General features: G+C 75.0%; 11 protein-coding genes. 9 read left to right on the top strand and 2 right to left on the bottom strand.

Features of this window, described 5'->3' with window-relative positions; genetic code table 11:
* Positions 1-99 precede the first annotated feature (99 nt).
* The 6 genes from ACIB24_RS10735 (at position 100) to bioD (ending at position 6339) form a co-directional block, all read left to right on the top strand.
* Positions 100-1791, top strand: a complete 1692-nt coding sequence (locus ACIB24_RS10735; protein ID WP_398279415.1) for a hypothetical protein — start codon at positions 100-102, stop codon at positions 1789-1791.
* A gap of 106 nt (positions 1792-1897) precedes the next feature.
* On the top strand, positions 1898-2893 hold the full coding sequence (gene bioB / locus ACIB24_RS10730) for a biotin synthase BioB (protein WP_398279412.1): 996 nt from the start codon (positions 1898-1900) through the stop codon (positions 2891-2893).
* Positions 2894-2906: 13 nt separating this feature from the next.
* Positions 2907-3119, top strand: a complete 213-nt coding sequence (gene bsaP, locus ACIB24_RS10725; protein ID WP_398279409.1) for a biotin synthase auxiliary protein BsaP — start codon at positions 2907-2909, stop codon at positions 3117-3119.
* A gap of 10 nt (positions 3120-3129) precedes the next feature.
* Positions 3130-4440, top strand: coding sequence for an adenosylmethionine--8-amino-7-oxononanoate transaminase (locus ACIB24_RS10720; RefSeq protein ID WP_398279406.1), 1311 nt, complete (start codon positions 3130-3132; stop codon positions 4438-4440).
* A complete protein-coding gene (locus ACIB24_RS10715) occupies positions 4437-5579 on the top strand; it encodes an 8-amino-7-oxononanoate synthase (RefSeq protein ID WP_398279403.1) in 1143 nt (380 codons plus the stop codon). Before ACIB24_RS10720 ends, ACIB24_RS10715 begins: the two co-directional genes overlap by 4 nt.
* 91 nt (positions 5580-5670) lie before the next feature.
* Complete coding sequence (gene bioD / locus ACIB24_RS10710) at positions 5671-6339, top strand: dethiobiotin synthase (protein WP_398279400.1); 669 nt, start codon at positions 5671-5673, stop codon at positions 6337-6339.
* A gap of 40 nt (positions 6340-6379) precedes the next feature.
* On the opposite strand, the gene ACIB24_RS10705 is transcribed toward bioD, so the two are convergent.
* Positions 6380-7282, bottom strand: a complete 903-nt coding sequence (locus ACIB24_RS10705; protein WP_398279397.1) for a (2Fe-2S)-binding protein — start codon at positions 7280-7282, stop codon at positions 6380-6382.
* A 53-nt stretch (positions 7283-7335) separates the two neighbouring features.
* On the opposite strand from ACIB24_RS10705, the gene ACIB24_RS10700 reads away from it, so the two are divergent.
* From ACIB24_RS10700 to ACIB24_RS10690, 3 genes are read left to right on the top strand one after another with little or no spacing between them, the layout of a single operon-like run.
* Positions 7336-8520 (top strand): acetyl-CoA carboxylase biotin carboxylase subunit family protein, encoded by a 1185-nt coding sequence (locus ACIB24_RS10700; protein WP_398279395.1) that lies wholly within the window; start codon positions 7336-7338, stop codon positions 8518-8520.
* Complete coding sequence (locus tag ACIB24_RS10695; RefSeq protein WP_398279392.1) at positions 8517-11957, top strand: IucA/IucC family protein; 3441 nt, start codon at positions 8517-8519, stop codon at positions 11955-11957. Before ACIB24_RS10700 ends, ACIB24_RS10695 begins: the two co-directional genes overlap by 4 nt.
* Positions 11954-13114: an alanine racemase gene (locus ACIB24_RS10690; RefSeq protein WP_398279389.1), complete on the top strand. Its 1161-nt coding sequence runs from the start codon at positions 11954-11956 to the stop codon at positions 13112-13114. Before ACIB24_RS10695 ends, ACIB24_RS10690 begins: the two co-directional genes overlap by 4 nt.
* On the opposite strand, the gene ACIB24_RS10685 is transcribed toward ACIB24_RS10690, so the two are convergent.
* Complete coding sequence (locus ACIB24_RS10685; protein ID WP_398279386.1) at positions 13059-14339, bottom strand: MFS transporter; 1281 nt, start codon at positions 14337-14339, stop codon at positions 13059-13061. The genes ACIB24_RS10690 and ACIB24_RS10685 overlap by 56 nt on opposite strands.
* Positions 14340-14374 lie beyond the last annotated feature (35 nt).

The raw sequence follows: 14374 nt of genomic DNA, 5'->3' as shown, positions 1-14374 counted from the left end.
GCGCACAGTACTCCGTCGGTTGCGATCCTCTGACCCAGGCGGGTGACGAGGCGTAGCCGACTGTTCCCACAGCCCCGTTCCGCGGTGACTCTGGGTGACATGCCCAGCGCTCGCCGTCCTCTCGCCCGTGCCCTGCTCGCCGTCGCCGCCTGCGCGGCGCTCGCCGCGGGTCTGGCCGCCGCCCCGGCCTCCGCCGGGACCGGGACGCAGGACACCACCGACACCGCCGGGACGGCGGTCCAGGCCACCCGCTCGACGCCCGCCACCGTCACGGGGCAGGCGCTGCCCACGTGGCAGATCGACGGCGTCGTCTGGGACACGGTCACGGTGGGCGACATCGTCTACGCGGTCGGGGACTTCGACTACGCGCGACCGCCGGGTACGCCGACGACGTCGGACCAGCGGGTCGCCCGGCACAACATCCTGGCCTTCGACATCACCACCGGCGTGATCACCGAGTTCGACCACTCGCTCAACGGCCCCGGCTACCGGATCGCCGCGTCGCCGGACGGCACGACCGTCTACGTCGGGGGCCGGTTCACGAAGGTCGACGGGAAGAAGCACAACCACCTGGCCGCCTTCGACGTCGCCACCGGTGAGCTGGTGAACGGCTTCAAAGCCGGTGCGGGCAGCGCGGTGCGGGCCATCGCCGTGTCGGGCAGCACCGTCTACGTCGGCGGCCAGTTCGACTCCGCCGGCGGCCCCAACGGCTGGAAGTCCCGTCGCGGTCTCGCCGCCTTCAGCCGCGGCAGCGGCAACCTGACGAGGTGGCGGCCGACGATGGCCGAGGGCTTCGTCAAGGCGCTGGCCGTGCTGCCCGGCGGCCACCGGATCGCCGTGGGCGGCAGCTTCCAGAGGCTCAACGGCAAGAAGAAGGTCGGCATCGGCGCCGTCTCGGCCACCACGGGCGCGACGCGGGTCTGGAAGAGCCGCCCGATCCCGGCCCGGATCGGAGAGCGGCAGTCGTACGTGTCCGACCTGATCGTCTCCGGCGCCTACGTCTACGCGACCGCGGTCGGCGACGGCGGGCACTGGTACGACGGCCGGTTCGCCGCCCGGGCCTCCGACGGCAAGCTGGTCTGGCTGGACAACTGCTACGGCGCCTCGCTGTCCGGGTACGTCACCGGCAACGTCTTCTACTCGGTCAGCCACGCGCACGACTGCTCCAGCCTCGGCGCGTTCAGGGAGACCAAGCCGAAGACGCACTACTTCGCGCTCGCCGAGACCACGTACGCGACCGGCACCGACCGCTCGGCGCCGAGCAAGAACTCGAACTACAAGCACCAGCCGGTCCCGTCGCTGCTGCACTGGTTCCCGACGCTCAACTCGGGCACCTTCACCGGCCAGCACCAGGCGGCCTGGGCGATCACCGGGAACGGGCGGTACGTCGCCCTGGCCGGCGAGTTCACCAAGGTCAACTTCCACAAGCAGCAGGGCCTGACCCGGTTCGCGATCACCTCCATCGACTCGGGCGCGACCCCCAAGTGGTCCAAGTACACGGTGCCCACCCCGAAGGTGTCGACCGGCAAGATCACCGTCAGCTGGAGGCGGACCTGGGACGCCGACAGCCCGACCCTGACGTACCAGCTGCTCCGCCAGGAGGTCGGGACCGACGCCTGGGTGCCGGTCAAGACCCTCAAGGCGAGCACCAAGCCGTGGAAGCTGGGCACGGCCACGGTCAGCGACAAGGGTGTGACGCCGGGCTGCTCGTACACCTACCGGCTGCTGATCAGCGACCCCGAGGGCCACAGCTACCACCGGACGACGACCCAGGCCGTCACCGCACGGTGAGTGAGCGCCGAGTGAGCCTCGTCACCGGGCTGGCCCCGGCCACGCCGGATGTGGAAGTTACAGTGCTCCGAGATCGGTGATTTCTGACCAGAGGTGAGGTGGCAAGGTGGCCGACGTCCTTCAGCGGGCCCGTGCGCAGGTCCTCGAGCAGGGCATCGGCCTCGGCGCCGACGACGTCCTCGAGGTGCTCCAGCTGCGCGGCGAGGAGCTGACCGAGGCGCTGGCCCTGGCCCACGAGGTGCGGATGCGCTGGTGCGGCCCGGAGGTCGAGGTCGAGGGCATCGTCTCCCTGAAGACCGGCGGCTGCCCCGAGGACTGTCACTTCTGCTCGCAGTCAGGCCAGTTCACCTCCCCGGTGCGTTCGGTCTGGCTGAACATCCCGCAGCTGGTCAAGGCCGCCAAGGAGACCGCGGCCACCGGCGCCACCGAGTTCTGCATCGTGGCCGCCGTCCGCGGGCCCGACGAGCGCCTGATGGACCAGATGCGCAAGGCCGTGCCGATCATCCGCGAGGAGTCCGGCATCAACGTGGCGGCCTCGCTGGGCATGCTCACCCAGGAGCAGGTCGACGACCTCGTCGACATGGGCGTGCACCGCTACAACCACAACCTTGAGACGGCCCGCTCGTACTTCCCCCAGGTGGTCACCACCCACACCTGGGACGAGCGCTGGGACACCCTGAAGATGGTGCACGCGGCGGGCATGGAGGTCTGCTGCGGCGGCATCGTCGGGATGGGCGAGACGCTCCAGCAGCGGGCCGAGTTCGCCGCCCAGCTCGGGGAGCTGCAGCCGCACGAGGTGCCGTTGAACTTCTTCAACCCGCGCCCGGGGACGCCGTTCGGCGAGGTCGAGCCGCTCGAGGCCCAGGAGGCCCTGGCCTGCGTGGCCGCCTTCCGGCTGGCCCTGCCCAAGACCATCCTGCGGTTCGCCGGCGGGCGCGAGATCACCCTGGGGGACCTCGGTACCCGTGAGGGCCTGCTGGGCGGCGTGAACGCCGTCATCGTCGGCAACTACCTGACCACCCTCGGCCGCCCGGTCGAGGAGGACCTGGACCTGCTCGCCGAGCTGAAGATGCCGGTGAAGGCCCTCTCCAGCACGCTCTGACGAGGTTCACCACATGGACGACGTCCAACTCACCTACTGCGGGCGCTGCGGCGAACCGTGGGCCGAGGGGTCGCACGACGCCTGTCTGAAGGCGCTGAACCTGGAGCCGCCGCGCTACTGCGCGCAGTGCCGCCGCCGGATGGTGGTGCAGGTCGTCCCGACGGGGTGGACGGCGAGCTGCTCGCGCCACGGTGAGCTGTCCGGCACGACGTCGCACCGGGTCTAGCCGGGTCTCGATGGACGAGCTCCTGGCGTTCGACGCCCAGCACCTGTGGCACCCGTACGGCCCGTCGGCGGCCGCGCCGGTGCCGGCGGGCGCCGGGCCGCGGCTGGTCACGGGCGCGTCCGGGGTGCGGCTCGACGTCGTGGGGCACGGCGACGTGATCGACGGGATGTCGTCCTGGTGGGCCGCGATCCACGGCTACCGGCACCCGGCGCTCGACGCCGCCGCCACTGCGCAGCTGGCCTCGATGAGCCACGTCATGTTCGGTGGGCTCACGCACGCGCCGGCTGTCGAGCTCGGCCGCCGCCTGGTGGAGCTGACGGGCTACGACCAGATCTTCTTCTGCGACAGCGGGTCCGTGTCGGTCGAGGTCGCGGTGAAGATCTGCCTGCAACGCGCGCTGGGGGTGGGGCGGGGCGGCCGGACCAGGATGCTGACGATCCGCGGCGGCTACCACGGCGACACGTTCACGCCGATGAGCCTGTGCGACCCCGACGGCGGCATGCACTCGATGTGGCGGGGCGTCCTGCCCGAGCACGTGTTCGCCGAGCTCCCGCCGGCCTGGGACGGGAACGAGAACGTGCCGGACGACGACCCGGCCGTCCTCGCCTGGGCCGCCGGGGTGCGGGCCCTGGCGGCCGCTCACGCGCACGAGCTCGCCGGGGTGATCGTCGAACCCGTGCTGCAGGGGGCCGGGGGCATGCGGATGTACCCGCCGGCCTGCCTGCGGGTGCTGCGGGCGGTGGCCGACGAGCTCGACGTCCCGCTGGTCCTGGACGAGATCGCCACCGGGTTCGGCCGCACGGGAACGCTCTTCGGCGCCGATCACGCGCCGGTCCGCGCCGACGTCGTGTGTGTCGGCAAGGCCCTGACCGGTGGATACCTGACGCTGGCCGCCGTGCTGTGCACCGCCGAGGTCGCCGCCGCGGTCGACGCGAGCCCCGCCGGCGGCCTGGCCCACGGCCCGACGTTCATGGCCAACCCGCTGGCCTGCGCCGTCGCCGCCGCGAACCTCGACCTGCTGCTGGCGGGCGACTGGAGGGCGGATGTCGCGCGGATCGAGACCGGCCTGCGCGCCGGGCTCTCCGCGCTGACCGGGGCGCCCGGCGTCGCCGACGTGCGGGTGCTCGGTGCCGTCGGCGTCGTGCAGCTGGAGCGGCCCGTCGACGTCCCCCTGGCGACGGACGTGGCCCTGGACCACGGGGTGTGGCTGCGGCCGTTCCGGGACCTGATCTACACGATGCCGCCCTACCCGTGCACGGAGGACGAGGTGGACACGATCACCGGCGCCATCGCGGCGGCCGTCCGGAAGGTGGCGGCATGAGCCGGTTCTCGGACCGCCTGGCCGCCGCGGCGCGGGCCCGCGAGGCCGCCGGGCTGACCCGCCGGCTGGTCGCCCGCTCCGGGGCCGGCGAGGACCTGCTCGACCTGGCCGGCAACGACTACCTGGGCCTGGCCGGTGACCCGCGGGTGATCGAGGGGGCGGTGCGCGCCGCGCAGACCTGGGGTGGTGGGGCGCGCGCCTCGCGGTTGGTCACGGGCACGCTCGCCCTGCACGCCGAGCTCGAGGCGGAGCTGGCCGCGTTCACCGGACACCCGTCGGCGCTGGCCTTCTCGACCGGCTACCACGCGAACCTCGGTGCGGTCACCGGGCTGGCCGGGCGCGGCGACCTGATCGTCTCCGACGCGCACGTGCACGCCTCGATGGTCGACGCCTGCCGGTTGTCCCGGGCCCGCGTGGCGATCACCGGGCACCACGACCTGGAGGCCGTCGAGGCCACGCTCGCCACCCGGGCCGAGGCGCACGCCCTCGTCCTCGTGGAGTCGGTGTACTCGGTGCTCGGCGACGCGGCGCCCGTGGCCGAGCTGGCCGAGATCTGCGCCCGGCACGAGGCCGTGCTCGTGGTCGACGAGGCGCACGCGCTGGGGACGGCCGGGCCCGGCGGTCGCGGCCTGGTGGCCGGGGCCGGACTGTCCGGGGCGGAGCACGTCGTGGTCACCGGCACGCTCTCGAAATCCCTCGGTTCGCAGGGCGGTTTCGTGCTCGGCTCGGCGGCCGTGCGGGAGCACCTGGTGAACGTCGCCCGGCCGTTCGTCTACGACACCGGGCTCGCGCCGGCCGCCGCCGGCGCCGCACTGGCCGCCCTGCGGGTGCTGCGTGACGAACCGGAACGGGTGGACGCCGTCCGGCACGTCGCCGCCTCGCTGGCGCTGGCCGCGTCGACCCCGGAACCGGCCGCCGCCGTGTTGTCGGTGGCCATGCCGAGCGCCGCCGCAGCCGTCGCCGCCGCCCAGGTGTGCGCCGAGGCCGGGCTGCGGGTGGGCTGCTTCCGCCCGCCCTCGGTCCCGGACGGCATCAGCCGCCTGCGCCTGACCGCCCGGGCCACCCTGACCGACGCCGAACTGGCCACCGCCACGGGCACTCTCACCCGCGCCCTCACCACCGCCCTGGCCGCCCGATGACGCGGTGTGCCCAGCCAAAGCACAGAAATATGGCGTCCCACGGCGGGATTTCTGTGCTTTGGTTCGGCACGCCGGATGACGGGGCGGGCCGATGAGCGAGATCGTCGCCGTCACCGGGACGAACACCGAGATCGGCAAGACGGTCGCCACGGCGGCGCTGGCGGCGGCCGCCCTGCGCGCCGGCCGCAGCGTGTGCGTCGTGAAGCCCGTGCAGACCGGCGTACGCGGGGACGAGCCCGGTGACGTCCACGAGGTCGCCCGCCGGGTGGCCCCGTTGGGTGCTCCCGCACTGGTCGAACTGCTGCGTCTGCCCGAACCGATGGCCCCCGAGGCCGCGGCCGACCGGGCGGGCGTCGCCCTGCCGCCGATCGCCGAGCACGCCGAGCGCATCGAGAAGCTCGCCGCCGAGCACGATCTCGTGCTGGTCGAGGGGGCCGGGGGAGTGCTGGTCCGGCTCGACACCCGGGGCGGCACCCTGGCCGACCTGGCCCGGCTCATCGGTGCACAGGCCGTCGTCGTCACCCCACCGGGGCTCGGCACGCTCAACGTCACCGAGCTCACCGTCGAGGCCCTGACCGCCCGCGGCGTCACCACCCGCGGCATCGTCGTCAGCCGCTGGCCGGTGGAACCCGGCCCGGTGGAGCAGCAGAACCTGCGCGACCTGCCCCGGCTGACCGGCGTCCCCCTGCTCGGCGTCGTCCCCGAACTGGCCCCGGGTGACGTCCCGACCATCACTCGTACTCCCGCTGACCACGCGTAAGCGGCCCGTGCGGCTCCCTTACCGGTGGCGTACGGGAGTATCAGCGGGGGAGGGGCAGGCCGTCCTCGAACCGCTCGGCGCGTAGCCGGCCGTCCAGCAACGGACAGCTCGCGCACACCGACCCGGACGACGGGTGCCCCGAGCAGTCCCGGTAGTGCAGGCAGCACGAACCCCGGACGGGGGCGAGAGCCGTTCCGCGGGAGGCGGTCTCGACCTCCTGCGCGACGCCCCGCCGCCGGATCGGGGCGCCCCGTGACACGAGCGCGTCGACGAGGGCCTCGCCGATCTCGCGACCGGCCGCCTGGGAACCGCCGGCCAGCAGCGGGGCGACGGTCGACGGGCCGAGCGCGGTGTCGGCGGCCAGGTTCCACATCGGGACCACACCGAACCGGGTGCGGCGGTGCAGGTCGTCGATCAGCGGGGTCAGCACCTCCAGCGCCCGGTCGGCCAACCAGCCGACGAGCGCGGCGTCGTCCGGTACCACCACGGCGTCCGCGTGCCCGGACAGCGGGTCGTGCGCGCGCATGGCGACCACCGGCGAGCCGACGGCCGCCTGCTCGACGAGGCCGTCGTCGTCCAGACGCAGCAGGAGGGAGCCGGCCGAGACGTCGGGTACCCGGCGCATCAGCGCCAGCCCGACGGCGGGGCGGCCGAGCGCCGCATAGGCCAGCGACGTCGTCACCCGGGCCGCGGAGACGGCGGGTGAGATCCGCAGGTGCGGGGCGGCCGGGGCGAGCATCGCGTCGAGCACCGTCGCGGGACGGTGCCACCCGTCGGGCAACGTCGCCGGGTCGAGCAGGTCCATCGCGTAGAGGAAGGGCCGGTCGGGGCGCAGCGCGCGGACCCGGTGGGCGAGCCCGACCGCCGGGCGCTGGTAGCCGCGCCGGGCGTACCCGGCGGCGCGCGGGCCGACCAGGCTGATCCCCACGGTGACGGTCGACACCCGACCTCCCCTCACGGTCATATGGCTGAGGTTAGGCAAAGCTAATCACATCCATGGGAGAGACTGCGCACGTGCCGATCGTCGTGCTGGCCCGCAACCCGACCGACTCGTTCATCGCAGGGCTCCTTCCCGCGCTCCGGAGGACCGACCTCGGCGTCGTCCTGCTCACCGACCACCCCGACGAGCACGAACGGCGGATCGCGGGGCCGGCCGTGCAGATCGTCGGCTGCGAGGTGACCCGGCTTGACCGTGTTCTCGCGGCCCTTCCGCCCCGCTGCGACGCGGTGCTGAGCAACAGCGACCACCTGCAGACCCAGACGGCCCTGGCCGCCGACTACCTCGGCCTGCCGGGCAAGGACTGGCGCTCGGCGGCGCGGGCCCGGGACAAGGGGCTGATGCGGGCCACGCTCGCCGCCTCCGGGCTGGACGACACCGTCGTGCACCGCCTCCACGGGTCGCAACTCCCGGCGGGAGTGCCGTTCCCGGCCGTGCTGAAGCCCGCCGCCGGGGTGGCCAGCGAGGACGTCGTGCTGGTCCGCGACGCCGCCGACCTGGCCCGACGGGTGCGGGCCGTGCGCGCGCACCGCGACGGCGACCTCCTGGTCGAGGCGCTGCTGGAGGGCCCGCTGCACACGCTGGAGACGCTGGGTGACGCCGCGACGGTCCGCCCGTGGGGCGGGTACCGCACCACGGTCTCGCCGCCGCCGGCGTTCATCGAGCAACGGCTCACCTGGGCGCCGCCCGGACCGGCCGAGGTGGCCGCCGTGCTGGCCCGGTTGCGGTGTCTCGGTGCGGGTTTCGGGGCCTGCCACACCGAGTACGTCGTCACCCCCGCCGGGGTGCGGCTGGTGGAGGTGAACGACCGGTTGATCGGCGACCACTGCGACTTCACCATGGCCGAGATCGTCGGCGAGGACGTCTTCGACCAGGTGGTCGCCGTCCACCTCGGCGCGCCGGTGCCCGGCCAACCGGTGGCCGGAGGTCGCGCCGGGCTGGTGCACTGGGTGCTGGCGCCGGGCGACGGCCGGCTGAGGACGACGGCCCGCGCCGGTGAGCACCCGGCCGCCGGAGGAGCGATGGTCACCTACCACCCGATCCGGCACGACGGCGACGTCGTGCGCGTCACCGGCACCAACCGCGACTACCTCGGGTCCGTGCAGGTCGTGGCCCCCGACGACGTGACCGCCACGCGGGCCCTGGCCGACTTCGTGGCCCTCCACGAATGGGTGGTGCGGTGAACTCGGTCGACTCGATCAACACGGTCTCCGACGGTCTGGCGCTGCGGTTCCTCGACACCCTGCTGCGGGAGGACGTCGCGGGCGTGCGCACCCGCGGCCGGGTCGTCGGCGGGTTGCTGCTGCACGGCCCGTTGCGGGTGCCGGTCCGCCCCGGATCGCCCGAACGCGGCGACCTGCTCGCCGATCTCGTCGTGCGGGCCCCCTGGGTGGAGGTGACCCGCGGCGTGCGGGTGCACCGGTTCACGGGCCTGCCCGGCGTGGTCGCCGGGGTCCGGCGCGGGCTGGCCGGACGCCTGCCGGACGAGGGACTGCGCGCCCTGCAGGCCGAGGCCGGCGCCGCCCTGACCGCCACCCAGGCCCGGGCCCGGGCCCGCCCCCGCGTGCTACGCGCCCTCCGGAACCGGCCGGACGACACCCGCTTCGAGACCCTGGCCGCCTTCGCGGACCACCCGCTGCACCCCTTCTCGCTGGCCCGGGTCGGCGCCGACGGCCGCCCGGTCACGCCCGCGGCGCTGCGGAGGTTCGCCCCCGAGCACCGGCCCGAAGTCGTGCCGCGCTGGCTGGCGGTCCCGGCCGACCGGGTCGAGCAGCACGGCAAGCTGCCCGACTGGTGGCCCGAGCGGCCCGGGGGTGTAGCCGTCCCGGTGCACCCGCACAGTTCCCGCGCCCTGCTCGAAAGGGCCTGCGCGGAAGCCGGGTTTCGCTTGAACGAGCTCGAGCCGGCGGAGCCGCCGCGCGGGGTCCCGATGCTCTCCGCGCGGACGCTGGCCCTGGCCGGGCATCCGGGGACACAGCTGAAGCTGCCGCTGGCGCTCAGCTCCCTCGGCCGGTTGAACCTGCGCCGCCTGGGCCGGGCCGGCCTGGCCGACGGTGCACTCGTGCAGCGCCTGCTGGAGTCGCTGACCGGGCTGAGCGACGGCTCGGACGACGGTCTGGACGACGGGCTGAGCGACGGGCTGTGCGTCGCCGACGAGTCGACCTGGGTGTGGGCCGGGCACCCGATGCTGGCCGCCCTCGTACGGCGGCAGCCGTCCGGCGGCCGGACCGTACCCGTGGCCGCCCTGGCCGCCCGGGGGCTCAGCGGGCGTCCGGTGGCCGCCGAGCTGGCCGACGCCGACGGTCTCGACCTGCGCAGCTGGCTGTCCGGGTACCTCGACACCCTGCTCGTACCGCAGCTGCGGCTGTGGCTGCGCGACGGCGTGGTGCTGGAGTCGCACGGCCAGAACGTGGCCCTGGTCGGCAGCCCCGGCGCCGGTTCCCGCCTGCTGGTGCGGGATCTCGACAGCGGACGGCTCGACCTCGACGTGCTGGCCGACCGGCTGGGGCCGCTCGCGCCGGGCCGGGACGACGTGGCCGACCCGCGCCTGGCCGCCATCGACCCGGGGGAGCTGCGCGACCTGTTCGTCACCACGACCCTGCACCAGGCGGCCGCGTCCGTGCTGACCGGCGTGGCCCGGGCGCTCGGGTGGTCGCCCCGGGCCGCGCTCGGGCTGCTGCCCTCGGCCCTGGTCCGGGCCCGCGACCGGCTCGCCGCCGAGGGGGTGCCCGCGGCCCGGCTCGCACAGGTCGACGCCCTGCTCGGCGCGCGACGGCTCCCCGTGAAGTGCGGGATGTCCGCCGCGACGCTGCTGCCCAAGTCGGTGACCGGGCCCGGGGACGTGAACAAGTACTACGCCGCCGACGGGCCCACCTACCTGAGCGTCGAGACCGGCTCCGCCCCGGACGTATCCGAGGCCTTCGACCCCGACGCCGCCACCACGTCCGCCCTGCTGTCCTGCCTGACTCGCGAACTCGCCGTCCCGGCCGGCCGGGCCACCCTGGAACGGGGGACGCTCCGTCTGTGGACCGGCGCCGGTCTGCTCCAGGTCGCCGCCCGTGGCCTCGACCCGGCCACGGCGCGCCCCTTCGGCGCCCCCACGCTGGCGTCGGGACCGGCGCCGACGCCCGTCACCTGGTCGCAGCTGGCCGCCCTCGTCGACGCCGAACTCGCCGACCGGGAACCGGCGGACCGCTCGGGCGGGCCGGGCGGGTCGGGCGGGTCGGGCGGGTCCGGCGGGTCGGGCCTGGCCGAACAGGTCCGGGCCAGCCACGCCCTGATGACCGCCTTCGGTGAGCACCCGCCCGCCGCGGAGCCGCTCGACCTGTACCTGGCGAGCGAACAGTCCCTCGTGGCGGGGCACCGCCACCATCCCGCCCCGAAGGCGCGGACGGCGTCGGTCGCCGAGGCCCTCGAGTTCGCCCCGGAGACCGGAGCCCGGTTCGGGCTGCACCACCTCGCGGTCCGCGCGGATGCGGCCTGGGCGCGCACCACCGGGCCGGGGGCGGCCCGGCTCGATGCGCTGGTGGCGGACGACGTGCGCGTGCCGGACGGGTACCTCGCCCTGCCCGCCCACCCCTGGCAGGTCCGGCTGCTGCGCCGCCGGCCGGCGACCGCGGCGGCCTTCGAGCGGGCCCTGGCGGACGGCGTCCTGCTCGACCTCGGGCCCGGCCGTCTGCCCTGGACGCCGACCGCCTCCGTCCGCACCCTCGTCCGGGCCGACGTCGGCGCCGCCGCCGGGTTCCTCAAGGTCGGCCTGTCGGTGCGGATCACGAACTGCGTCCGGGTCAACCCACGCCCCGAACTCGATGCGGCGGTGGCCCTCACCGGCCGGCTCGTCCCGCTGGTGGCCGACCTGGCCGCGACCAGTCCGGGGGTCACCGTGATGCGCGAACCGGAGGGGCGGACGCTGCTCATCGACGGCCCGCTCGCCGACGGCCTGGGCGTGCTGATCCGTGAACCCGTGCTGCCCGACGACGGCGTCCGCGCCGTCCTGGCCGCCGCGCTGGTCGAACGCCGCCCGCTCGACCGGTTGGACCAGGTGCTCACCCGGGTCACCCGGCAACCGGGGCAACTGCTGGACTGGTGGCGGCGTTACCTGCGGCTGCTGCTGCCGCCCGTCTGGCGGGCCCTGGCCCGGCACGGGGTCGTTCTGGAGGCCCACCTGCAGAACGTCGTCGTCGGTCTCGACGGGCACGACCGCCCGGTCCAGCTGTGGTTGCGCGACCTGGAGGGGGCGAAACTGACCGGGCCGCAGCATGAGTCGTTCCTCGCGGCGCTGGCCCCGGCCACCGCGGCCCACCTGCGCTACACGCCACGGCAGGCCTGGCACCGCGCGTCGTACTGCCTGCTCGTGAACCACGTGGCCACCGTGCTGGGCGCCCTCAGCGACCGGGCCGGGGCGGGGGCGACCGTCGAACGTGCCCTGTGGGGGGCGGTCACCGACGAGCTGACCCGCTGCCTCGCCACGACCGGTGACCTGCCGGGCGAGCCGCTGACCGCCGTCCTGGCCGGGGCCCCCGTGCCCGCGAAGACGAACCTGCTGACCCGCTGGCACGACCTGCCCGACGGCGAATCCGGGTACGTCCCGGTTCTTCTCCCGTTGGGAACCGGCCGGTGAACCGGATCGACGAGCTCGCGGCGCAGCTCGCGGCCGTCGGTGACCTGCCCGCCTTCGTGACCGACCTCCAGGCGTTGGGGGAGCAGGGCGCAGCCATCCGGGCGGCCCTGGGTCCGGACGTCGAGTGGTACTACGCCGCCAAGGCCAATCCCGACCCCCGGGTGCTGCAGGTCCTGACCCCGTACGTCGACGGCGTCGAGGTCGCATCCCTGGGGGAGCTGCGCCACGTGCGCGCGCACCTGCCCCGGGTACCGCTCGCGCTCGCCGGCCCGGTGAAGCCGGAGCCCGTCCTGGCCGCCGCGCTGGCGGCCGGGGTCGAGCTGGTCCACGTGGAGAGCGTCCGGGAACTGACGACGCTCGCCGCCGTCGCCGAGGACCGCGTGGTCGACGTCCTGCTGCGCGCCAACCCGGCGCTCGCGGTGGCGGAGGGGGCCGCCCTCGTCATGGGCGGCCGCCCGTCCCCGTTCGGCCTCGACCCCGCCGCCCTCGACGCCTGCGCCGCCCTGCTGCCGCAGCTGCCCGGCGTCCGGTTCCGCGGCCTGCACACCCACCTGGCCAGCGGCCTGACCGCCGCCCAGCACCTCGAGCTGGCCGCCGGCGTCCTCGAGTGGGCCACGGCCTGGTCGGCACGCCACGGCCTGCCGCTGGAGGTCGTCAACCTCGGCGGCGGGATGGCCGTCGACTACCGGGCCGACCGGCGCGAGCCGGGCGCCCGGTTCGACTGGGCCGCGGAAGGCGCCGGACTGCAGGCGCTCTCAGCCGCCTACCCCGGCGTCCGGTTACGCCTCGAACCGGGCCGGGCGGTGTCGGCCTACTGCGGCCACTACCTGGCCCGCGTGGTCGACGTCCGGGCCTCGCACGGCGAGTGGTTCGCGGTCGTGGACGGCGGGACGCACCACCTGCGCACCCCGGCGGCGCGCGGCCACAGCCAGCCGCTGAGGGTCGTCCCGCTCGGCGAGAACCGTTCGCACGTGGCCCCTCTGACCGTCTCGGGGGCGCTCTGCACGCCCCGGGACGTGCTCGCGCACCTCCCGGAGGGGGCGACGGTCGGTCCGGGGGACGTCGTCGTCTTCGAGATGGCGGGCGCCTACGGCTGGAACATCAGTCACCACGACTTCCTGATGCATCCCCATCCGTCGTTCCACCACGTCGGCTGAGCGACAGCACCTGCACGGCGAGCGCGACCCCGGCCGCGGAGAACGCACCCAGCGCCCCCCACCGGTCGGCCAGGACCCCGGCCGCCGACGCGCCGACCGCGATCCCGGTGACGCCCGCGGAGGCCAGCAGCGCCATCGCGGTGGCCACCCGGCCGGCCGGGGCCAGTTCCCCGACCCACGAGTTCAGCGTGATCATCGCCGGGCTGACGAACACGCCCGTGAACAGCACGGCGGCCGCGACCAGCGGCAGCGAACCCGCCCGCGCCGCGGCGCCCATCGCGAGAACGCCCATCAGCAGGCCGGTGCCGGACACCAGCGTGCGCACCCGGTGGTCGAACCGGGCCGGGACGCGCGCCATGAGCACCGCGCTGAAGGCCGAGCAGACCGCCATGCCGGAGTAGAGCAGCCCGCCCGCCGACGGCCGGTCGACGGCCTCGGCGAACGCGGTCAGGGCGGTCTGCGAGGCGCCGAACAGCACGCCCACCGCGCTCATCGACAGCAGCGGCACGAGCAGGCGCCGGACCAGCGCGGAGACGCCGTGACGGTCGGCCCGGGACCCGGCGACCGGTTCCGGACGCGGCAGGGCGAGCGCGTGCGTCGGGTGCAGCGCGAAGGCCAGGCCGGACCCGGCGGCCAACGAACCGGCCACGGTCAGCGCCGCGGCGGGCCCGGCGAACGCCGTGAGCAGCCCCGCCAAGGCGGGGCCGGCGATGTACGAGACCTCGTCGGTGAGGCCCTCCCAGGACATGAACACGCGGGTCAGCTCGTCCCGCGGGGCGCGCCCGGGCCGCAGGGCGGTCAGCGCGATCCACCGGGTCCGGGACATGGCCCCGATCTGCGGCGCGGTCACCCCGGCCAGGACCCCGAGCCCGATCAGGGCCGCGGCCCCGCCGGTCACGGGCAGGGTGAGCAGAGCGCCGGCGTTGAGAAGCGTGGCCAGGGTGAGCACCGGACGCTGGCCGAACCGGTCGACGAGCAGGCCGCTCAGCGGCGCGCCGAGCGCGGTGCCGAGCGCGCACCCGGTGACGGCCAGCCCGGCCGTCGCGAAGGAGCCGGTCCCGGCCGCCACGAAGGCGAGCACGGCGATCGGGGTCATGGCGGACGGGAGCCGGGCGAGCAGGGCGATCGGCAGGTACGCCGATCCCGCCAACCGGGGGAGGTCGCGGTAGCCGGTGCGCGTCTGCGCGGTCGACGCAGTCGGCGCATGGGGAACGAGGAGAGTCATTTCAGGGCACCACCGGTGTACGTGGCCTGCCACCC

This window comes from Spongisporangium articulatum (assembly GCF_044465595.1).
Classification (GTDB): domain Bacteria; phylum Actinomycetota; class Actinomycetes; order Actinomycetales; family Kineosporiaceae; genus Spongisporangium; species Spongisporangium articulatum.
This window is presented reverse-complemented; position numbering and strand designations above follow the sequence as displayed.